Here is a 19,754-nt window from a genome sequence, read left to right as displayed (position 1 = left end):
GCTTGGATCGCTGGGATGAGCGTCGGGCGCAGCGTGGCGAAGAAGAGAAGAAGGTAACGAAATTCTCGCATGATGCCGGGCTTGGCTTCCCAGATGCAACGGCAGCGAGCATTGAAGAATTCTGCGCTTTGGCTGATCAGGCTGTTGCTGATCCTACTTTCTATGAAGAGCGTGACATCGATCAGGGTTTCGTAAGAGAGGGTGATTGGCTAAAATTTCCATCTTCAATTTCCTCTGAGATCGAGGAGAACAACACCGTTTGGGCAAAGGTTTCAGAAGGTGGGTCTCTCAATCAGGCATTGGTCGTGTTTCACCATTGGAACGCTAGTTCACGGCAAAGCCAGATTGCCAGTTTCTTCTCACGGCGTGGCGTCACCGTTGTTGAGATGGCGTTGCCATATCACTTCGAGCGCAGCCGACCTGGCTCCTCATATGCGGACTATATGCTGAGTTCGAATCTCGGCCGAACTGTTGGGGCAATGCGACAAGCTGTTTGCGACGGACGAAAATTGATCCGTTGGCTCAAGGCCGAAGGGTACAGCGAAATCGCTGTTCTCGGGATGAGCCTGGGATCATGGGTGGCTGGATTAGTTGCGGCTCACGATACTACCGTGTCAAAGGCATCGTTGTTCCTGACAGCGGGTAGCATGGCGGATATGGTTTGGACCGGACGTGCGACACAAGCGATCCGCCAGAGCCTAGAAGGGAAGGTGGGCTTGCCTGACCTGCGGAGAGCTTGGGGAACGATTAACCAAGAGAACTACGCGCGCCAGCTAGTGCGTCCAGATCTGGACCTTCAGCTTATTCTTGCGAAGAGAGACAGGGTGGTGCTGCCGCAGATCTCGCACAGCTTCGTTCAGAGGCTGAAGGAGGTGGGAGGAAGTCCGGATGTGCTTGAGCTCAACTGCGGGCACTACTCGCTCGCGCTGCCGCCGCATATCCTTTTCGCCGGTTTGAGATTGAAGAAGTTGCTAGGGCGCGGTCGATAGGGCGCGCGCCCCGGCTGCTCGATTAGAACGTATAGCTGACTTTCACACCGGCTGATACGGCGCTGTTTCCGGAGAACGACGTGACCGAAGAATCTGCGCTGCCAAGATCAATGTAACGGACTCCTGTTGTCACTTTCCAGTCGTCGGTTTCATAGGATACGGCCAACCCATAGCTGATGTAGCCGTCAGTGCCTGAGAAATTGCCTACGGTGTCTCCGAGATCCTTTTCATAGCCAATGGCTGCGGCACCGCTCCAATTGTCGGTGAATTTGTGCCCGGCGCCCAGCTCATAGGTCCAGATATTGCTGGTGCCACTGGCAACAGGCCTGTTCTTGGGGCCAACACCAGGAACGAATGTAAGGAAGTCTGGCGGTTGCACATTAAATTTCGACCATTCACGCCACCGTGCCGAACCGAAGAGTAAGGTCTTGGGGGCAATCCCGGTTTGTGCGTGCAGCGTGAAAGACTGCGGGATCTCAACTTCGAACGGAGCGCCCGTGTTGTCGCGAAAATCATGAGTCGTCTTGGATTCGTAAGTTGCAGCGATACGCAGCGCAATATCCGGGATCTCATAGGCAACACCGGCAAGATAGCCGACCTGGTAGTCTTTGCTTACGCTCAGATTATAAGGGCTGGATATAGTGACGGGTGAATTGACAGTAATATCCCCGTCAACGCCCACGAGGCGCAAGCCACCATAGACGCTGAACCGTTCGTTCACTCGGTACTTGGCCATGCCGGTATAGGCGATGGACGATACCTCTGCGCTTGATCCACCGAAGAACGCGAGCGGGCTGGTGTATGCCAAGGACGCTCCAACGGGCTCGTCAATGACGAGGGCCAGCGCGATCCGATCGTTCAGCTGGTGCTTATATCCGAGGGCATAGGTCTGATAGCTATTGGCGATATTGCCCGTAGGGCCAGCGGGAATGCCGGGAAGCGGGTTCCCTGAAATGGTGGGGTTCACGGTGATCGCCGAAAATTCGAGGTAGTTCCTGCCTTCTTCAAACAGGATCTGTGAAGGGTCGCCTTGGCGTTCAATTCCGCCTGCAAAAGTTATTGTTGCGGTGAGCAGCAGCGCCGTGGTTGCTGTAGTTGTCTGCTGGATACACCTCTTTCTTGTCTGGGTCATACTTGTTCACTTTCACCACGTTAATTTGTAAATCAGGTGTTAACACGATTTCTCGGGTGAGTAGAAGGCCTGAACCCTATGTGGCTATCAATCTAGCCGGGTGGGCGGCATCTTTGCCAAGATCAATATTTCCGCGCGTCTCGCGGCTATCCTAAAGTTAATAGTCAAAACAATAATTGACTTAAGAAGGGGTAACGCCTATCTGTTTAACCAACGGAAAAGGAGGCGCGACCCAATGAATAAGGCATCCCAAAAAGGCTTTGGACTTCGAGTAGCAGATCGGACTGTTCTGATGATCGATGGCGCTTCTACAGCCGCCGCAAGCCGCGCAGTCGGTTGGACCCTTGACTTCAAAAAGCTGCGGAAGGTGGTGCAAGAGCAAACGCATCTCGTTCGAGCGCGATACTTTTCACTCGCAGCATCGAAAATCGAAGATGGTGAAGATGGGGCAGAGCGCGCCCTGAAAGGACTTTTGGACTTTCTTGCTTACAATGGGTTTGTGGTCGATACACGCTTTGTTCGACCGTATGACGATGGTTCCGGCCGCACCAGGCTGCGCGGAAGCATGGCAGTCAGTATTGCACTAAAGCTGGTATCTGACTCGCCGCGAATTGATCACATCTTACTGTTCACTGGCGATGGATCACTGGCCCCAGCTGTGGAAGAGGCGCAGCGGATTGGGGCCCGAGTTACCGTCGTGGGAACTATGAAAGGCGACAATGTGTCTGATGGTTTGCGCCGCCAGGCTGACTTCTTCGTAGAGTTGGACGATTTGAGGGATCAGATCGAGCGCGAGAGGACGTAAATCGATGACGCGGATTGCGTTGTGGCGGCGATGGGCGCTGTCTGTGCTTCGTGTTGAGGTTGTCTATCGACCCGCGACGTTGGCAAAGCTTAGGGAGGGTCGAGCGTTGCTGGTATGCAATCACCAATCCTTTCTGGATGGGATCATCGTCGCGCTTGCGTCACCAGAGCGACTGTGTTTCCCGATCTCGAACAGACAAAGCAGAGAAATCCGTTTCACCCGCTATGGTCTGATTGTTCTGGGCCTTGTTGGGCTCGGCGAACAAGTGGCAATGAACGGCAACCATCCGTTCGGTATCAGGGCGCTGGCCAAGAAGTTGGAGGATGGCGACTCGGTGGCAATTTTTCCTCAGGGCAGGATAGTGGGACCATCAGAGACGCAAGAGTGGATGCCCGGATATCAATGGCTCGCCTCTCGTTCAGAGGCGAGTATTGTGTCTATTTCCATCAGTGGGGCGGACCAGAGCAAGCTCTTTGCTCCGGAAGGGGATCGCTTGTGGCCGAAAATACGGCTTGAGTTTTAAGCGGTTCCAGCAACAGCGTGGTTATCGCGGCTGTCATTCACAATCGTTCGGATTTCATTTGGTCGGGGCAATCCGGAAAGAACGATTTCCGGATTGTCGCCAATGGTCGAGATTGATACTTGCCCGGTGTCAAAAATCCGGTTCATCAGCGATTGTTTTACGTTGACCGACCTGATGCTTTCCAAGGCCACTTCGGTTCGTTCCTTGCTCAAGATACCCACTTCGCGTGTCATCTGGTGTTTGGTAACGGTGAGCCGGTTGGCCAGGCAGGCGAGATACCAGACTCCGAAGCCAATTAACCCTATGAGAATTGGTGTCGTAATCAGGTAGAAAGCAAAGCGGAACGGCTTGTCCCGAAACATCACTGGACGGCTCACATAGAGAACTTCGGAAGCATTCTTTTCAGCAGACATTGCAGATCCATCACCTTTGGGTTCGGTAACGGAAAATCCAATAAAATGTGTTAAATGTCAAAATGAATATTAACTTATTGACCGGGAGCCACAACCTATGCTTATCTTAGTGAACCGAAACACCACTCACGGCAGATGAAGCCCGTCAACGTACCTCCAGTAGTTGGCGGGTTTCGCTTATGGCCCATCTATCTCTGATGACTTGGTTGCTGTAGCGGAGTTGCCGATGCCCAGCGCATACTTCATTTCTTTATGCTCGAACGCAGGGCTGTACGCTGCTACTGCCGCAGAGGTCATTCCTTGCTGACGGAAAAGGCGCTTCCAGCTCTCCGAGATGGTTTGTGCCATCTCCTTTGCGCGGACGGCGGCGGCGTCCTGATCGATCTCGAAGAACGGCGCGGCCTCGATCGCGGCTTCTACAGATCCTTCGTTGCCGCTGAGTTCACTGATACCTGTTTCCAGCTCGTGACCCTTTGAAGGGACGGGGTTGATATCGAAGGCAGGGGAGAGCACCCATTGGTTCTTCCCGCCTGCATACAGGAAGCCATGGTTGCGAAGATGATTGTCCTGGTTCTTGATTAGGCAATCAAACATGATCCGCGAATGCAGCTCCTTCAGTTGATCCAAAGGCTCGGCGGCATATTCGCGCATCAAGTCGGCCAGATCAGTGTAGTGTTTAAGGTCGCGGTGGCCAGCCTGCAGGAAGGTTTGTGCGGAGATATAGTGCCTACGTCCTTCACCTTCCCGATCAAAGCGCTTGATGATCGCTACGGGGTGATCGGTGTCGAGCAATTCAAGACGAGCTTCGGCCGCGTTGATACCGCACAGACGGGCCATGTTCAGCGTTGCTACCTCCGCTCGTTCAACAGGGAGGTTGTCGCGGACAGAAGTGAATTTTGCGATCGACAACGTGCCGTCGTCGTCAAAGTCGGATTTGGGGCGTGCGCCGCCCAGACCGCCAGATGAGCCGAGTATTTCCCAAGCAACCTCTTTGATGTTTTTGGCCTGAGACTCGTAGGCTGCACCCAGCCTGCGGAGATCCGGAAGTTGGTTCAACCTTGGTACGGGATCAGTCCACTGCGCCATGGGAATACCGTCATCGTCAAGAAACCTCAGCGCTCCGATCCTGGTGGCGTCGTTGACGCTGACCAGAAAGTCGAGTTCCGTTGGTGTTCCTCCGAGAACCTTAGCAATGATCCCGCGCCCCCAGCTATCAGGAAGCGTATCCGAGATTGCGCCTGGCAAAGCGGTGCGGCGGTTCTCCCGATTTCCCGTCGAGATCTGAGGGTATTCGTTGAGTGGCAGAGATGGGGCCAGTTCGAAACTGTTAGGGTTTTCTAGCCATTCGTCGGCATAGGTAAACACGCTGGTTTGGCGACGGCCGTCGGTTTCGAAAATCAGCTCTCCTACTGGCATGAGGCTTGCGCCGATGGCTACTCGTATCTTTGATTTCTCGGTGCTCATAGGGTCATACCTTTGGGGTCAATGGTGTTTGGTTTTTCAGACCCAGACTTACTCGTCTTTTTCGGTTTTCTAATCCGTTTGGGCAGTGTGTCCTGGTCCATCAGAAGGCCTGCGTCATCAGCTGCGACATCGAGCACATCTGACAGGCGTTCCAGTTCGCCCAGCGCAAGGAAGGCCATTGATAACGTCCCAATGCTGATGCCCGGTTCGCCTTTCTCCAACCGTTTCAGCGTACCTAAAGAAACACCCATGCGGTCGGCGAAATCTTGTTGAGACTGTCGTCTCTTGCGCCGAGCGATGTGGATGTTGCGTCCCAAGGTCTTTAAGGTGGAACGAACAGCAGGTGTGTAGGTTTGTTGTTTCATAATGGTCTAAATAATGACCGTTATAAAACATAGCAAGTAAAATTTTGACCATTAAACGAATCGTCGGCAATCTTACGGCGAGTTAGTAGGTGATTTGAAGATTTACGTTACGATTTGCAGCGGTCTTTGCTACAGTGATGATTAGGCAGGCCTTGGACAGGTGAATTATGAGAACAGCATTGATGATGGTAATGGCGGCGGCTTTATTGGCTGGTTGCAACGACGAAGAACCGACAGCGGCGGATATCGAAGAAGGATATCGCAACCTGGTCAAAGTCAACATGGAGCGCGCACTGGCGGACTATGGAACTCGCGACAACATGCCCCCAATTTTGGTGGGTATGATCGAGACCACAGCAAAGGTCGAGCTCACGGGTTGTGAGAAAGAGGACGACGATACCGGGTTCGTATGCCTCTATAATATGACGCCCATCAATGGGGCCAACGTGATGCTGGACGAGATTCCGGATGTCAAAGCGCGGGTGTACCAAGGCGACTTGGGTTGGATGGTCAACGAAATCAAAGAATAGGAGTTTCCGATATGAACCCACGTCTATGCGTCGTCGCACTGGCGTTGTCGTTTGGATCGCCCGCGACAGCGGAGGTAGCGGACGAAATCAACGCTGATCATTGTGCCAAACTCGTTGCCGCTATTGATCTATTGACTGCAGTTTACAACGAGGCGGACCAGACCGACCGACAAGCGGTTCTGGAAAGGGTAGCGGCAGTAAGCGGATCTTCACGGCGAGGTCGTGCTTCGCACGGGGCGCATATCGCATTGGATGGTATGGTAGCCGTGAAAGACTTGTGTGGGGCAACGTGGGCCAAGGACAGCATTTTCGTAGGTACGGAATAATGATTTAACCGAAGTTATCCTCTTTGGTTTGCATTGTGACCCGGCTGGTTAGTCCTGCCGGGCTTTTTTGTGCCCACTAGACGGATTACAAAGTTAATTATAGAAACGATATATAACTAATTGAGGATTGGTGAATGTCGGATCTAGGACTCTTTCTGAAGCAAGTTGTTACCAAGCCAGGTGAAGTGGTCGCGGTCGCGCCATCGTCACGAGCACTGGCCCAGCGCATGGCAGAGGCGGTGCCCGAAGGAGAAGGAAGCGTTATCGAGCTTGGGGCGGGGACCGGTAAGATCACATCCGCGCTCTTGGGGGCAGGTGTGTCGCTGGATGACATTCATAGCTTTGAGATCAATCCGGTCTTTTGCGATCACCTTGAGGCGGAAATTCCCGGCCTGCGCGTCTATCGTGATCGCGCCGAACATCTTGGCCGTCATGGAATTTCGAACATTAAGGCTGTTGTGAGTGGCCTTCCGCTGTTGTCGATGGATCAAGAAACACAGATGAAGATTGTTGGCGCAGCATTCGAGAATCTTCGCCCTGGTGGACTATACATCCAGTTCACCTATGGGCCGCTTCCGCCGATCCGGAAGGTGGTCCGAGAAGAGCTACAGCTCGGCTGGACGCGATCTCAGAAGATCTGGGGCAATATGCCTCCGGCAACATCTTACACGTTCTATCGTCGCCGGGTGAACTGAACCTCATCTGGCCGCGCGTGGCGTGTCACGCGCTTTGCTCAGTTAAGCCATTAAGAATTGCGTATCGGGCAATGAAGCGGTCAGCTTCGGCGCGATTTTGTGTCGTGAAGCTTTCCCATTCATCGGCACTGCCCGAGCGGTCCCATGACGTTGCGCAACATGCGAAGTAGGTCTTTTGGCCGGACTGAAGATCTGTTGCGGTGCCCAGCGCTCCTTTTTCGTCTGTGAATTGCTCGCCAAACCAATATTCAGCGTCGTCGATCGTTTTCATGGGTTGGGCCGTACCAGCGGCGACATCCATTGCAGTGAAGGTGGTGTGGATCGTTCCACCGTACTCAAGTTCGACTGTGTGCGAAGGCATAGGATTTATCCGTTAATCAGAGGGTGGTTTGGGCAGCTCACCAGGAGGCGGTGGATTGCAGTTTTGTTTGCAAGGTTGAAACTCATAATGCTGTTGGTCTCCGAAGCGGTTTATTGGAGCTTCGGTAGGATCAATGGTCACCAGAACTGTATTATAGAGAACGGTGTCGGCCAAACCCACAAGGCGCATCGCCCGTGGATCTTTGCCAGTTTTCGCGGCGAAGTCACAAGGACATCGAAAGCTCTTAGGCTTTGGTGGCGTTAGAGGTTCATCCAGCATGACCCACTACTACCCTTCTCAGCGTTAAAAATCAAATTGCAAATTAACTTAAGCAATGCGACAAAAAGGGGTAATGGCGAAAGAAACATGGACAGATCGTGCCTTTAAGCACATTGCCCAGCTCGATGCGGAACTCGGCCCAGATGCTTCCTATGAGGAGCGCCGCGCCGCACTTCGTGCCGGCTATCCTTTCGGGGAGCGAAAAGGGTGGCGATATCAGGCGTGGCTCACCGCCCAGCGCGAATACCTGTCGCGGCATGACAACCGGCCACTGACACAGAAAGACGCACCGTTGTTCTTTTGGGGATCACTACGAGGGCCAAAGGATATCAGCCAATGCAAAATCTAGCTCCCATAGCGGCCGTGTTTGTGGCCGTCGTCGCGGTTCTTGTCGTCGTCGCGGGAAAGCTGAGCCAACCCAGATTTTCGTCGAGAGCTCTGTTGAATCGCAGCGAGCGCCGATTGTTCTGGATCTTGGTGAAACTCGCACCTCGCGGTTGGCACGTCATGAGCCAGGTATCCTATGGCGAATTTTTGAGATGCAAGAGCAGCCGCAAGTTTTTCAGTATCAACGCTAAACGAGCGGACTTCGTTTTGTGTGATGCAAGCTTCGTACCGGTCGCGGTAATCGAATACCAAGGGGGAGGCCACTACGGAAATTCCCGTAGATCTCGCACCGATGCCCAGCGCAGAGATCGTCAAAAGCGGCGTGCTCTGATGGAAGCTGATGTTCCCATGATCGAGGTTCCTCCTGAGTTCAACAATGACACTGTGGGGGAGCTCCTTGCGTCAGTGATCGCTTCCCGTAGTGACGCCAAGCAAAGGATGAAGGCATGAGCAATTCGGTGGCGAAGCGTATTCAGCGCACCTGGGGGCGTGTGCGGCTGTTTATTGGCTTTCACCGAGATCCGGAGGGCATCTTGAGAGCTGAGCCGAAAATGTGGTCTCCCAAGAACGCAAGCGCAACGATCAAAGATGATCCGAAGGACACGGAGGTCTTTTGCGTTGTGTCCAGCGCTGCTGGTGATCGGAGCCAAGACGTTCAGATAAAGCTGCATCCGGACAAAATTGTCCTGCGGCGGGACGCTGATGATTACTGGAAAGGCATCGTGGTCAGTGAGTTCGATGTTCATGTCCAGGTCGGGGGCACCTGGATCAGGGTTGGTCACGATGGGGGAGTGAAGCGGCAAACGGAGATCGATACTACCTACATCGAGGCGGACGGGTTTGTCCTGAAGGAGACGCCATACTCGCGTGCGATGATGTCTGCTGATGGTGAGGAACTGTCCAGTTCGACCCCGGAGCGGATTTCGTCCATCACACCTGAGGGCGTTTTATCAAGGCCAAAGAACGACTCTGTGAAGCGATAAAGCACTACGCCCAGCGCGAGGTTTCAAAAGTGTTTTCCGATACATACATTATAGGTTTCGAAATTATTTCAATACGAGTACGCGGATAGTCATGTGATTAATCCAAACAAATACTACGTCCCACCACCGACAGGTGAGAGTGATATTAAGGAATTGCTCAAGCACCTGACTTCGGTTGGTGCAGGTCGGCCATTAGATAAACACGGCTTTCCCGACGGACCTTGGACCCCATATAGTCTTGCCGAGGCAATCTCGGAAATAGAAAGCAATCATGCCGGGGTGGATCTGCGAACTGTCCAGACATGGTTTCAGGATAACGATAGGGGGGTTCGCCCCGACAACATCCGCTGGCTGGCCAGGGTCTTCGGCTGCGATGATCCTGAAGCCACGAGTGATTGGCAGGTAGCATTGGGCGAAGCTCAAGCGCGTCTTGCCGCAAAGAGATGGAAACGGAAGAAGGCGGCGGGTGCTTCGGCAACACCTGAAGTAGACGATCAGCCTGCTGAGCGACCCGCCGAGGCCGTGGTAAACAATGACCAGGCCGAACGTCGGCGCTTCAGCTTAGCAAGGGCTTCGGAGTCACTCTTCAGCGGAAAGTCCCCATTGAATCTACCAGCTTCAGTATGGGCTGGTTGCGTCACTCTTGGCGTTCTTTCGTACATCATGGGCGTTCATAGCGTCACATACAGCCCATCTGTCGGGCTGCATAAGCAGGTCGGATTCCTCTGGGCACCGAACTGGACAGTTTTGGAGCTGGTGATACTGCCCCTTTTCCTGGTCATATTGATAAATCTGCTCACCTTTTGGAAAGACGAGGGACGTTCAGCGCTCGTCGCGGCGTGTGGTGGTGCTGACAATGAGGAGAGTTGGGAGGACAAGGTAGAGGCGTTTGCAGTCTCGTTTTGGACGGTCACATTCGTCTGCTTTGTGATCGTCTTTGTTGTCCAATGGTCGGGCGTTCATTTGCGCGCCCTGTTGCAAGGCGAAACCGGCAACATCATGGTGGATTGGAACATCATGGCGATTGTCCGTCCTGATGTCATAACGGCGCCAGAGGCCATTGTTCTTTCCATGTTGGCATTTCTCTACACAGCGGCGATCTGCTGGGTTTTTTTGGTTGGCTTGGTGCTGCTGTATATGATTGTGCATGACTTTAATGCCATCTGCCGCGCGTCAAAGTCGTATGTGACGGATGACCAGTTGAGCCGGATTGGAGCCGTCGGTGCCAGGGTTATGAGCGCTGCTTTTCGGTGTTCTATTTTGGGAATTTTCATTGCCACCAGCATCAAACTTCAGGCGACTTACTTGCTTTCGGATGGCGATAATATTCTGAACTGGTTGCGGAACGATACCCTGTCGGTATTGGGGCTGACAGATATCGAAAACGGTTGGCTCGATCAAAGAGCGTTGGCAAACTTCACCAGTTTCCTTCTCCTGTTTACAACCTGTTGCGTTTTTCTTTTTTGCTTTGTCCAGATCCACGCTGTTGTTCAGCGCGGTTCCGGAACTCAACATGCTCCCAATATTGGCGAAGTTGTAAGGGGTGGCATTCCGTGGTGGAAAATGCTCGCCGTCATAATGTTGCTTGGCGTGAACTTCTTGCTAATAGGGCAGATTTCTGGCTTTTCCATTTTACTAGGCATTTGTGTCTTGGTTGCCGTGTACAGCCTGTACGACCCTATGTTTGAACAGGCACCACTTCGAGAGCTGGAAACCGGCGGGAATTGAATAATGGACCAAGCACCACTTTACCCTGAAATTGCAGAGGCCCCTGAAGGCGGGTCGGCCTATTGGGTTTACGCCAAAGACCGGGTTCGTCTTCGGGTGGGTTTGTGGAAACCTGACAGCCCGCAAAAGGGCACAGTTTTCGTATTTCCGGGTCGCTCGGAATACATCGAAAAATACGGCCGCACTATCACAGAGCTGAGCAAGTTAGGCTTCGGCACGTTCTTGATTGATTGGCGCGGCCAGGGCCTCGCCGATAGATCCACAACGGACGCTATGACAGGTCATGTGGATCGGTTTTCTGACTATCACAAGGATGTCGCGGCGATGATCGAAGCCGCAGAGGAGCTGAGCCTGCCGAAGCCGTGGTATCTGATTGGGCATTCGCTTGGCGCTTGTATCGGTCTGCGTGCATTGATTGACGGCTTCCCAATGTCGGCTTGTGCTTTCACCGGCCCGATGTGGAACATCAAGCTGCCTGCTGTGAAGCGAGCGGCGGCATGGCCGTTGTCATGGGCAGCTCAGACGCTTGGGAAGGGGCATATCTATGCTCCGGGCACCGATGGCACCAGCTACGTTCTCAGCACGCCCTACGAGGCAAACCGCCTGACAAACGACGCGGAGATGTATGAATACTACATTAGGCAGGCGACGACACTGACCGATCATCAGATCGGTGGTCCTAGTCTGGGATGGCTGTTTCAAACGCTCAAAGAGACCAAGGCACTGTCGAAAGTGGCATCTCCAGAGATACCGTGCATCACTTTCTGCGGTGAGCAAGATGAGGTGGTCGAGATCTCGGCAGTTCGAGATCGTATGTCGCGGTGGCCTGGCGGAAGGTTGGAGATGATACCAAACGCCAGGCACGATGTATTTTCTGAAGTTCCGGAGATCCGGAATGGAGTGGTGGCAAGAATAGGCGAGTTGTTTTCAATGTCAGACGTGGAGACCCACCAAGCGGCGGGATAGCGTTTTACCCGAAGAACATTTCGGCCTGGTCAACTGATAGCTGGTAGCCGACTTCTGCGATCGAGGTGGACAGGGGTTCGGCCTTGAGCGTTCCCGTCATACGAACGGCTGCCCAGAGAAGGTTGCTCGGAATCGGCTCTTCAGACGATGCCAGGACGATCTGGTTAGGCGGGGGCGGGGCGACATGAGAACAGACTGACTGGCGCGGTGCCAGGAGAAATTCGCGGACGCCACCCTTGGTAACCCCAAAGGGGACGATGAAGCCCGAGATCTGCACGGTCTGCCCGTCAAACTTGTGGTTCAGCTTGGTGCCATGTTCGTCGAATACTGGCTTCCAGCGATCATTCACGCGGTCGATTTCGCCTTCTGCAATGATCTCCGAATAAGGGGTGCCCGGAGGAATGAGATCTTCCCAGGACAAGGCAGGAGGCCCGTCGGGCTTCACCTCATCTTTAGGGATGGTCAATGCGGCGGGCTTGTCTGCACTCGCGACAGTGGGCAGCAGCGCACCGCTCATACCCATGAGCAGCGTGGATCGACGGGATAGGAAAGGGTGTTTGGGCGACATGGCATATCCTCAGCATGATAAAGTTAACTATCAAAACAAAAGATAACTCTAATACGCGGTTTAGTCGAGGGTGTCATGGCACGGGCCACCACCGGGAGTTTTCCAGTCGGTTCATTGTTCGACCTTGGGAGAAAATGGATCGACCGAAGCATGGCGATATCGGAGACCTCAAATATCGGAGAGATCGCCCTGTGGTAAACTCCCGGTGGTGTGCGGCTATGCCGGCATGTTTGATAAATTGGTGACTATTCAGAGTTTGTGTGGGGTGATTTTTGAGATCGGCCTTCTATCGCGCTGCGCACTGCCCTCTCTTTTGCATCTTCAAGCGCCGTCAACGTAGCATCGTCGCAAAGTCGCTTTGCTTCGGCCATGACGGCATCTATGGCCGCGTGGCCCAGGCCATACTTGGACATCCAGTTCGCGGCATCCACGAGTAAAGACTGATCGTCTGGGCTATCGACCCTAGTTGCAACAGACATTAGGCCGCGTTGGATCTTGGTCCTGTCGCTGTACAGCGGGTTGTTTTGCTGGCTCATGGTAGGCCTCCGTGCGTTCTGGGGCAGCCTACGGCAAGTTTTGCAGCTTCGCTAAGGTAAAACTCCAGAGTAAAAGTTTACGCTACTTTTCCGATGTCACAAAGGATCACTCTTGAATTTATAGTCAGCGCGATTTGCGCTCGCCAAGCTCCGGATAGTGCGCGCGGCATCTATCGTGCAAAACGTCAGCGGGTTTGTTGGCCTTGGGGCAGGATTTGGCAATGATGCCCAGCGCGGTGGGAAGTTGTGTGTCGCGTCCAACAAGTTCAACGAACCGAGCCTTTGAATATCGCCCGGCGCGACCGCAGGCGTCACATCTGATTACGACTACAGGAAATGGATAGTCCCATGCTCGCATTGTGGGCCTTTCAATAGCTTCGAGGATTCTACCTGTGGTGCTGCTGCAAGCCTAGCGCAATCATGACAACTATTCTGGCTTTTGGTCAGCCCGTCCAGTTGGGTCTATCCGCCAGCCAGACCCTTCGCGTTCAATGCTTGCGTCTTCACCGTGAATTTCAACGAACAGCCTATCGGCCTCGATCTTCCGTGACTTGTGGAAATCGCTGGCCTTATGCCCGCTTGGGCGGGCGCACCAAGCGCCAGGCCCTTTGCGGCAGTCCGGACAATAAACAGCAAGTACCGGGTGTCTGTGAATTGTGAAATCAGTAGGTTTACCAGTCATATACGGGGAACCTTTCATCCATCGGGCCATCCCGATCGAACATGATGTAATCAGCAACGCCCAGCGCCGCCTTGAAAATGGTCATCAGCTCGTCTGGATAGGTGGTTTCCTGTGAAAATTCGGTTGGCACCCAAACCACATAGCCAGTCTCGCTCTCGAACGTGCCTGGCTGGCTGGAAAGCCATTGTGTGGTTGGGTAGCGCAGGTGCGCCGTGCTGAGATCAAGAAATGGCCGGATGTTGCCATGCTGAGAAGGAATAGTGTTAGCAGTGGTGTTAGCATCAGTGTTACCCATCTTTGTCGCTTTCGATTTTGATGACCCGCTCAAACTGGAGATCGCCCGGAGCGTCGGTGCTGACGACGAATTGGGTGTCTTCAATGTCGAGGTTCATAGGTTCATGGTGGCCTGTTTCTTCAGACAGGTATCCGTGAATGCGGATCTTGCCGTCCTGTTGTTCGATCCAGACAGATCGACCGTCGTGAAACTCCAGGTCGATCCGGTTGTTCTGGATCTTGAGCTTCGCCTGGATAGGGTTTGGCGGGACGGAGCCGTCCTCGGCCTGCCAATCATCCAGCGTCAAGTCGAGTTCAATCGGTAAAGGCGTCATGCTGCTTCTTGCTCCATTGATTTCATGGCCAGCCAGTCGGCCAGACCCATGTTGGTTTCTTGCTTCGCAACGGCGTCACGCCACGCGGCGGCTGGGTCGCCGATGATCGGGTTGGGGTGGTTGTCGATATGACCGTTGGCCATCCACGGCGCAGGTTGAATGCGGCTAAGCCAATCGGCCAGCGATGGTATGCGGCCACGGCAATCCTCTTTGACGTGCTGTTCTCCGATGAAGCGAACCGGAACGGTGCGCCCAGCGCTGTTTATGATCGCAGTGCCAAACAACCGCTCGGCTTCAAAAATGCCCATCGTGTTGTGGCGCACCGCGCGATGGGTAAAGAACGCCATGTGTTCCTTGGTTGCATCAAACCAGTCATGGATAGCCTGATAGTCTTCAGGCTCGCCGCCAAAGCGTCGAGCTGAAGATTGTGCATGGTGCAGCGGGTGGGCCATTTACACGCCCTCGCGGAGCGTTTGAACCGAGTCGATCACATTGTCGTTGTGATCGAGGGTTATCGCGCCGGTCGCCATGTCCCATGTCAGCGTGCCAAAACCACCATCGTTGTCCTGGAAGCCTGAGTGGTAACCGCACACGAAGTCCCATGCCCAATCGGTAAGGCGAATGTGCAGATCGTATGGAATTGAGAGTTCGGCCTTCTGCTCGGTGGAAAGGGTCGCTTCCTCAATATTCCCTTCATCACCACTGCCATTGTAGCAGAGTTCGGCTTTGGTGACGCCCAGCGCAACCAGCGCCTTGCGCAGCTTCGCGCGGGTTTCATCTTCGGATTCGAGTGTTTCAATATGGCCGGCAAGGTCGGTCGGTGCGGGGATCATTACGTCGTTCATGTTGGCCTCTTGGGGTTCAAAGTTACGCTCTAGGCGCAGCGTCCTGGCTGCTTCCTCGCGGGTGATCCATGTGCTGTTGATGGGGGAGTTGGCGGGAAACCACTTCGGGCGTCGAAGATGGTTGACGCCAATTTCGCCGTCGCACATGACCCTACAGCGGTACATGCGCCAGCCGTGGTAGATGCGCTTATCCATGCCCAGCGCCTCCCTTGTGGAGCGTATGAGGGCGTTTCAGTGCGCCATAGATGCGGCAGCGGGTATTGGTGGATATGCACTTGAAAACAGTGCGCTTGCGACCGTTCCATGTGGGTTCTTTGACGATGAGGAATTTCCTACTTTCTCCAACGCCTTCGCGTTGAAAGTTCAGATCCTCGTGAAACTCGATCACGTCGCCATGTGACAGCTTTCCGCTGGACCGCTGTTTGGTGTTGTTGATGCAACGCGCTCGCCATTTGGTCGCCCAATCTGCGCCCGTGTCCTGGTCGGGGAACATTGGGAGATCAGACAGCCGTTCGATCAGGGAAATGGGAGCATCCGACAGAACCGGCCCTTGTGTCTCTTCGGTCAGCTTGTAGCCCCATTCACCACGGTATCGGTTGGTTTGGGCTACCGCCCCAATGGTGTAGGTGCCATCTGCATCGAGCGTATAGGGCGCATAGCTGCTGGGGTCTGTGCCAACAGGGGTGATTTTCACCGCGAAGTAGAAGATCGCGCCGCGCTTTGAGGTCTGGACCACCTCAAAGGTTGGCCCGTCTTGCGTGCTGGCTTCGATAATGCGGATCAGTTCCGCTTTTGGGTCAGAAGGTGGGGTGCAATAGCTTGTCCAGCCCATGTCTTTGCTCCTGTTGCTATTTTGTTCTCAAAGCCTTTTTCAGGCGCAGTTGATGGTCTCGCAGAGGTTGTCGAGTTCTTCGGCTGACAGCGGGTCAATGGTTCCGCCATCGTCGTAGATTTCTGAAACCCCATGCGGCAGAAACTCGCTGCGGGGCAGTTCGGCCTGGATCAGGCGCAAACCGGCCAACACAGCGGCAAGTTGCCGGGTGTCGAGGGTGACGGTGGTTTTGTTGTCGTTCAGGCTCATGGTGGTTCCTTTCGGTTGTAGGGGCCTCGGAGGGGCCTCGTGGGGGCTTTGAAGGGGCTTCGCGGGGTCTACGTGGTGTCCTGTGCCGCAAGACGTGCGTCATGCGCTTCCAGACGGCCCAGCAGGGCCGCTATCAGATCCCGGAGTGATGATTTGTCGGCCAAGTGCAGAGCGGCCCGCTCTCCGGCTGTGAGTAGAGGCATATTAGCCCCTTGGGGTGCTGAACCTTCGCCCAGCGCATCGGGCAATCCGTTCGCGGCCAAAACTTCAAGCAAGGGCAGCATCATGGCCCGCATGGCCTGATTGTCGGACCCATTGGACCGCGCTGACTTCAGGATGTGTCCAAAGAGGTCGATCATCTTTTGAACGCGGTCGGCATTGGTTTGGTTTTCAAAGGCCATCTTATGCGTCCTCTTTGCCGCCAACAGCGGCTTCGGATTTCCTGCGATTGCTCGCGGCCATACTTGAGGCGACGATGCGCTCAGCGGCTTCGACGGTGTGGCCGTAAAGGGTGTTGAGCCGTTCTGCTTCGGCGGATGCCACGTCCCAATCAGGAACGCAGTAATGGGTTGGAGAAACGGGGTGGTAGCCAGGCTCGTTGGCAGTCGCGATGCCCAGCGCGATCCCGTGTTCGCATACAACAGGTGTGAATGCGATCAGCTTGCCCAGGTGAGCATTTACTATGTCGCCGTAGGCATAGGTGGATAGCGTCTTGGTCATAATAGATACCCTCTATTGCGGCGTGGTTTCACCACGCCTCAGTGATGGTGCAGCCGGGAAAGTTCTCTGCCGCTTCTCGGTAGATTTGGTTGAGGTTCACCTCGATCACGTCGCCGGATGAGTGGACGGCGTAGGCAAAGCCGACAAGATAGCGCAGCTTTTCGGAGCCAATGCCGAAGACAAGGGCCACATCATCGGGTTTCAGGTGGCTGGCCAGCACGGCAAAGAAGTCGATTTCCTCGCCATTCTGGTCGTGGCTGGGAACATCGGAATAGCCGTACATTACAAGCTGATCTGGTTCATCACGGATGAAATCCACATCCAACTCGCCTTCGATGCCGTCTTCGAGCCACGCAGCGAAGGCCTCACGGTCTTTGACGCGGAAAGGGTTGCTGCGCAGCACTGGTGAATAGTTTGCCATGTGTTGCTCCTTCAGACGGCTTCGCCGTCGATTTCAATCAGATCGGGTGTTCCATCAGTGGACACGGTTGAAAGGATTGGGTCGCCGCTTGTCTCCCATGCTCCGAAGTTGGCCTCTGCGCCGTCGAGGGCGCTTTGGATCATGCGTTCGGCCTCTTCCTGGCTGGTTGCTTTGACGCGGATTGAGGTGAACAGCTTCACATCCATCGTGTATTCGCGCTCAGGCGGTAGAATGCGGAATTGATCCGGTGGGCAGACCAAGGACAAAGAGCGGGGTGCATCCCAATCAACCGTGATCTGGTGGCTGTTCTGAAAGAAGCAGACCGAGATAACGGTGCCGCGTGTTCCCGCTGGGATTGGGCATGGATCGTCAGACGCCATCTGGATTAGTTCGATCCGATCACCCTCTTTGCATGGTGCTGGTGGTTGATTTTTCACGGTGGTTTTCCTTATGCCGCGCCAATGGTGCGGTAGATCGCAAGAGCGTCTTCCAGAGGCATTGTGTTGAGGATTTCAGCCTTCGGGTGATCCCGCTGGATCATCGCGATTGCAGCGTCTTTCTGCCCCTTGTGAGCGATTTCGTAGACGTTGCCGTCAGGCTTCCGGAACAGGATTTTCTTGCCCATTGCCCGTTTGAGGTCGCGGGTGGTGAGCCATTCGTCCAAGAGGTTGCCGCATTGCATTTCGAGGTCGGTTTCGATCATCTTGCCGTCAAATCCTTCCCACTTAGGAAGGTTGGCTTTGCACCATTCATCGGCCTTGCTGTATGCGCCCCTATCGCCGTTGAAGCTATCGCAGCCCCCACGCCCTTCATTGGACACGGTGCCAATCTTCTTGCCGTCAACCCAGAGGCTTGCGCTGTAGCACTGCGTTTCTTCGCTGGCGAAGGCGGCGTGTTTGACGGATTTCAGTTCGATTTTCATGGTGACGGTCCTTATGCAGCGGCTTTGATGCCGGTGATTTCTTCGAGCGGCTTTCTGGACATGCTCAAGGTGTGTCCAAGGCGCTTTTCAGTGGCGACGTAACGGGCGTAGAGTTCGGGATTGGCCTTTGCAGCAACGGTAAGGTCGTTCACTGAGGCCATGATGCAGAAGCAGCAGGACAGGCGCGTCATGCCCATCTGGTAGGCGTAATGGGGTTGCTGGCCAGCATCTTCGATCATGCGAAACACTTCCGCTGTGGTGAGGTGGTGGATCGGGAGCCAGTCAAACCAATGGCGTCCGGCTTTGCTGTTGCGATTGGAAAACTGCACCGCGCTTTTTTTCGCGCGAGACGCGCTTTCCTGCGCCCGCATTCCCATGCAGTTGACCACGAGGCCGCGAAACTCAGGGTGTGCCTTCAGATAGCGACGGATTTCGCGCTCTATCGGCCCCCTTTTCAAATCTGAGGTGCATTGGCGTTGCGATGGGCTTGGGAACATCTGGCGGCGCTCAACCATCTCGAAGAAGCTGGTTTTCGCTTCGGCGGTGATGATTTCGACGTTGCCTACTGTGTTGCGAATGTGGTCCAAGTTTCCGGCCCATTCGACTTCGCCCAGATCGGCGTGAATTACGAGCATTTGCTCTGGTGATATGCCGATTTCTTTCAGGTAGATCATCATGGATTGGCTGTCCTTGCCTGCACTATGATTCACTACAAACAGAGCGCCGAGGTCGGCCATCTCGCGGATTTCGGCAGGCATGTTTGTCATGCCTTCGGCGATCAGGTTTTCGGTTTCAGGGGTCATTGTTTGGTTCCCACGATTGGCTCGATGCGCTGTGAGAATTTGGCGAGACGGCTGTCCGCAAAGCTGATGATCCCAACGCCGAGGAGGCCGAATTTTGGGGCCGCGTCCTGCGCTTGGTTATAGCGACGGATTTTGCGGAGAATGATGTTAACGCGGGAACCGCTCACGTCTTTTGTCGCCTGAATTTCGGCGGCGTCGATTTCGACAAGTTGGGCGATTGTGGCTCTGTATCCGGTCATGTGCTTGCTCCGTCTCTCTACATACGGTTATACATATACACCACGACTAACACAAGGGGAATAAACATATACACCAGAAATAAAGTATATGTAATAATGAAAATAGGGGGTTGACCCAGGGTGCGGGATCAGGTATACATATACATGTAGACACCAGAAATTAGCCACTAAAACGCGAAAAAGTCAGAAAGGAGGGCGAAAAATGGTAATAAAAACAATAACTTGTCCCAAAACTGGCAAAAAGTGCAGGGGTGTGATGCCAAGGGGGAGGGTTGAAAGGCCAACAAACCTTTGAAGCGGTTCAACCCCGGGCCGGTGGCAGCTCCTCCACCACCACCTATGCCTCTAATGGGTCCGCACAGACCATCAGCACTATGGGGCTT

At 54.2% G+C, this 19,754-nt stretch carries 31 protein-coding genes; 10 read left to right on the top strand and 21 right to left on the bottom strand.

From position 1 onward, the window contains the following. Positions 1-2: 2 nt before the first annotated feature. Positions 3-989: an alpha/beta hydrolase family protein gene (locus AKJ29_RS10855; protein ID WP_235477451.1), complete on the top strand. Its 987-nt coding sequence runs from the start codon at positions 3-5 to the stop codon at positions 987-989. Positions 990-1,011: 22 nt separating this feature from the next. Here the strand turns inward: AKJ29_RS10855 and AKJ29_RS10850 are convergent, their stop codons facing one another. Continuing rightward, positions 1,012-2,121 (bottom strand): OmpP1/FadL family transporter, encoded by a 1,110-nt coding sequence (locus AKJ29_RS10850; RefSeq protein WP_152972445.1) that lies wholly within the window; start codon positions 2,119-2,121, stop codon positions 1,012-1,014. Between the two features lie 235 nt (positions 2,122-2,356). Here AKJ29_RS10850 and AKJ29_RS10845 point away from each other — a divergent pair, with 235 nt between their 5' ends. Further along, on the top strand, positions 2,357-2,926 hold the full coding sequence (locus AKJ29_RS10845) for a LabA-like NYN domain-containing protein (protein ID WP_055190803.1): 570 nt from the start codon (positions 2,357-2,359) through the stop codon (positions 2,924-2,926). Positions 2,927-2,930: 4 nt separating this feature from the next. Next, positions 2,931-3,449, top strand: a complete 519-nt coding sequence (locus tag AKJ29_RS10840) for a lysophospholipid acyltransferase family protein (protein ID WP_055190801.1) — start codon at positions 2,931-2,933, stop codon at positions 3,447-3,449. Here AKJ29_RS10840 and AKJ29_RS10835 read toward each other — a convergent pair. From AKJ29_RS10835 to AKJ29_RS18790, 3 genes are all read right to left on the bottom strand, one after another. Then, positions 3,446-3,862 (bottom strand): PH domain-containing protein, encoded by a 417-nt coding sequence (locus AKJ29_RS10835; RefSeq protein ID WP_055190799.1) that lies wholly within the window; start codon positions 3,860-3,862, stop codon positions 3,446-3,448. The two genes, AKJ29_RS10840 and AKJ29_RS10835, sit on opposite strands and share 4 nt — an antisense overlap. A gap of 177 nt (positions 3,863-4,039) precedes the next feature. After that, positions 4,040-5,326, bottom strand: coding sequence for a type II toxin-antitoxin system HipA family toxin (locus AKJ29_RS10830; protein WP_055190797.1), 1,287 nt, complete (start codon positions 5,324-5,326; stop codon positions 4,040-4,042). Continuing rightward, positions 5,323-5,691 carry a helix-turn-helix domain-containing protein gene (locus AKJ29_RS18790; RefSeq protein WP_071196556.1) on the bottom strand — a complete coding sequence of 123 codons (369 nt, stop codon included), beginning with the start codon at positions 5,689-5,691 and terminating at the stop codon, positions 5,323-5,325. The genes AKJ29_RS10830 and AKJ29_RS18790 overlap by 4 nt, the downstream gene beginning before the upstream one ends. Positions 5,692-5,858: 167 nt before the next feature. Between AKJ29_RS18790 and AKJ29_RS10820 the strand changes: the two genes are divergently transcribed. Continuing rightward, complete coding sequence (locus tag AKJ29_RS10820) at positions 5,859-6,221, top strand: hypothetical protein (RefSeq protein ID WP_139231531.1); 363 nt, start codon at positions 5,859-5,861, stop codon at positions 6,219-6,221. Positions 6,222-6,681: 460 nt separating this feature from the next. Further along, complete coding sequence (locus tag AKJ29_RS10810; RefSeq protein ID WP_055190791.1) at positions 6,682-7,242, top strand: class I SAM-dependent methyltransferase; 561 nt, start codon at positions 6,682-6,684, stop codon at positions 7,240-7,242. Between the two features lie 25 nt (positions 7,243-7,267). Here the strand turns inward: AKJ29_RS10810 and AKJ29_RS10805 are convergent, their stop codons facing one another. Next, positions 7,268-7,513 (bottom strand): hypothetical protein, encoded by a 246-nt coding sequence (locus tag AKJ29_RS10805; protein WP_161805403.1) that lies wholly within the window; start codon positions 7,511-7,513, stop codon positions 7,268-7,270. A gap of 442 nt (positions 7,514-7,955) precedes the next feature. Here AKJ29_RS10805 and AKJ29_RS10800 point away from each other — a divergent pair, with 442 nt between their 5' ends. From AKJ29_RS10800 to AKJ29_RS10780, 5 genes are all read left to right on the top strand, one after another. Beyond that, positions 7,956-8,231, top strand: coding sequence for a hypothetical protein (locus tag AKJ29_RS10800; RefSeq protein WP_052463939.1), 276 nt, complete (start codon positions 7,956-7,958; stop codon positions 8,229-8,231). Further along, on the top strand, positions 8,219-8,719 hold the full coding sequence (locus AKJ29_RS10795) for a DUF2726 domain-containing protein (protein WP_055190787.1): 501 nt from the start codon (positions 8,219-8,221) through the stop codon (positions 8,717-8,719). The genes AKJ29_RS10800 and AKJ29_RS10795 overlap by 13 nt, the downstream gene beginning before the upstream one ends. After that, complete coding sequence (locus AKJ29_RS10790; RefSeq protein WP_055190785.1) at positions 8,716-9,252, top strand: hypothetical protein; 537 nt, start codon at positions 8,716-8,718, stop codon at positions 9,250-9,252. The genes AKJ29_RS10795 and AKJ29_RS10790 overlap by 4 nt, the downstream gene beginning before the upstream one ends. Positions 9,253-9,345: 93 nt before the next feature. Beyond that, on the top strand, positions 9,346-10,980 hold the full coding sequence (locus tag AKJ29_RS10785) for an RcgA family putative transporter (RefSeq protein WP_152972444.1): 1,635 nt from the start codon (positions 9,346-9,348) through the stop codon (positions 10,978-10,980). Positions 10,981-10,983: 3 nt separating this feature from the next. Further along, positions 10,984-11,946, top strand: a complete 963-nt coding sequence (locus AKJ29_RS10780) for an alpha/beta hydrolase (protein WP_055190781.1) — start codon at positions 10,984-10,986, stop codon at positions 11,944-11,946. Positions 11,947-11,950: 4 nt separating this feature from the next. Here the strand turns inward: AKJ29_RS10780 and AKJ29_RS10775 are convergent, their stop codons facing one another. The 16 genes from AKJ29_RS10775 to AKJ29_RS10705 all read right to left on the bottom strand — a co-directional run bounded on the left by AKJ29_RS10775 (position 11,951) and on the right by AKJ29_RS10705 (position 19,371). Beyond that, a complete protein-coding gene (locus AKJ29_RS10775; protein WP_082392576.1) occupies positions 11,951-12,514 on the bottom strand; it encodes a DUF3299 domain-containing protein in 564 nt (187 codons plus the stop codon). A 245-nt stretch (positions 12,515-12,759) separates the two neighbouring features. Then, positions 12,760-13,050 (bottom strand): hypothetical protein, encoded by a 291-nt coding sequence (locus AKJ29_RS10770; RefSeq protein ID WP_055190777.1) that lies wholly within the window; start codon positions 13,048-13,050, stop codon positions 12,760-12,762. A gap of 427 nt (positions 13,051-13,477) precedes the next feature. Continuing rightward, complete coding sequence (locus tag AKJ29_RS20670) at positions 13,478-13,732, bottom strand: zinc finger domain-containing protein (protein ID WP_074963836.1); 255 nt, start codon at positions 13,730-13,732, stop codon at positions 13,478-13,480. Then, entirely contained in the window at positions 13,722-14,027 is a 306-nt protein-coding gene (locus tag AKJ29_RS10765) for a DUF5983 family protein (protein ID WP_055190775.1), read from the bottom strand. Before AKJ29_RS10765 ends, AKJ29_RS20670 begins: the two co-directional genes overlap by 11 nt. Continuing rightward, a complete protein-coding gene (locus AKJ29_RS10760) occupies positions 14,020-14,340 on the bottom strand; it encodes a hypothetical protein (RefSeq protein ID WP_055190774.1) in 321 nt (106 codons plus the stop codon). Before AKJ29_RS10760 ends, AKJ29_RS10765 begins: the two co-directional genes overlap by 8 nt. Beyond that, complete coding sequence (locus AKJ29_RS10755; protein WP_055190772.1) at positions 14,337-14,792, bottom strand: DUF6915 family protein; 456 nt, start codon at positions 14,790-14,792, stop codon at positions 14,337-14,339. The genes AKJ29_RS10760 and AKJ29_RS10755 overlap by 4 nt, the downstream gene beginning before the upstream one ends. Then, positions 14,793-15,380: a DUF6878 family protein gene (locus tag AKJ29_RS10750; RefSeq protein WP_055190770.1), complete on the bottom strand. Its 588-nt coding sequence runs from the start codon at positions 15,378-15,380 to the stop codon at positions 14,793-14,795. Then, on the bottom strand, positions 15,373-16,017 hold the full coding sequence (locus tag AKJ29_RS10745) for a DUF6927 domain-containing protein (protein ID WP_055190769.1): 645 nt from the start codon (positions 16,015-16,017) through the stop codon (positions 15,373-15,375). Before AKJ29_RS10745 ends, AKJ29_RS10750 begins: the two co-directional genes overlap by 8 nt. Positions 16,018-16,056: 39 nt before the next feature. Next, on the bottom strand, positions 16,057-16,266 hold the full coding sequence (locus AKJ29_RS10740) for a hypothetical protein (RefSeq protein ID WP_055190767.1): 210 nt from the start codon (positions 16,264-16,266) through the stop codon (positions 16,057-16,059). A gap of 68 nt (positions 16,267-16,334) precedes the next feature. Then, entirely contained in the window at positions 16,335-16,667 is a 333-nt protein-coding gene (locus AKJ29_RS10735) for a hypothetical protein (RefSeq protein WP_055190766.1), read from the bottom strand. Position 16,668: 1 nt separating this feature from the next. Further along, on the bottom strand, positions 16,669-16,986 hold the full coding sequence (locus tag AKJ29_RS10730; RefSeq protein WP_055190765.1) for a hypothetical protein: 318 nt from the start codon (positions 16,984-16,986) through the stop codon (positions 16,669-16,671). A 28-nt stretch (positions 16,987-17,014) separates the two neighbouring features. Further along, a complete protein-coding gene (locus tag AKJ29_RS10725) occupies positions 17,015-17,407 on the bottom strand; it encodes a hypothetical protein (RefSeq protein WP_055190764.1) in 393 nt (130 codons plus the stop codon). An 11-nt stretch (positions 17,408-17,418) separates the two neighbouring features. Then, positions 17,419-17,844, bottom strand: coding sequence for a DUF4314 domain-containing protein (locus tag AKJ29_RS10720; RefSeq protein WP_139231535.1), 426 nt, complete (start codon positions 17,842-17,844; stop codon positions 17,419-17,421). 11 nt (positions 17,845-17,855) lie between these two features. Beyond that, the gene (locus AKJ29_RS10715) at positions 17,856-18,329 is read right to left on the bottom strand and encodes a hypothetical protein (protein WP_055190761.1); all 474 of its coding nucleotides are present in this window, start codon (positions 18,327-18,329) and stop codon (positions 17,856-17,858) included. An 11-nt stretch (positions 18,330-18,340) separates the two neighbouring features. Beyond that, positions 18,341-19,132 (bottom strand): phosphoadenosine phosphosulfate reductase domain-containing protein, encoded by a 792-nt coding sequence (locus AKJ29_RS10710; protein ID WP_200909152.1) that lies wholly within the window; start codon positions 19,130-19,132, stop codon positions 18,341-18,343. After that, positions 19,129-19,371 (bottom strand): hypothetical protein, encoded by a 243-nt coding sequence (locus AKJ29_RS10705; protein WP_055190759.1) that lies wholly within the window; start codon positions 19,369-19,371, stop codon positions 19,129-19,131. The genes AKJ29_RS10710 and AKJ29_RS10705 overlap by 4 nt, the downstream gene beginning before the upstream one ends. Positions 19,372-19,754: the final 383 nt, after the last annotated feature.

Source organism: Aliiroseovarius crassostreae, assembly GCF_001307765.1.
GTDB classification, from domain to species: Bacteria; Pseudomonadota; Alphaproteobacteria; order Rhodobacterales; family Rhodobacteraceae; genus Aliiroseovarius; species Aliiroseovarius crassostreae.
The sequence above is the reverse complement of the archived record's forward strand: the minus strand, read 5'-3'. Positions and strand labels throughout refer to the sequence as shown.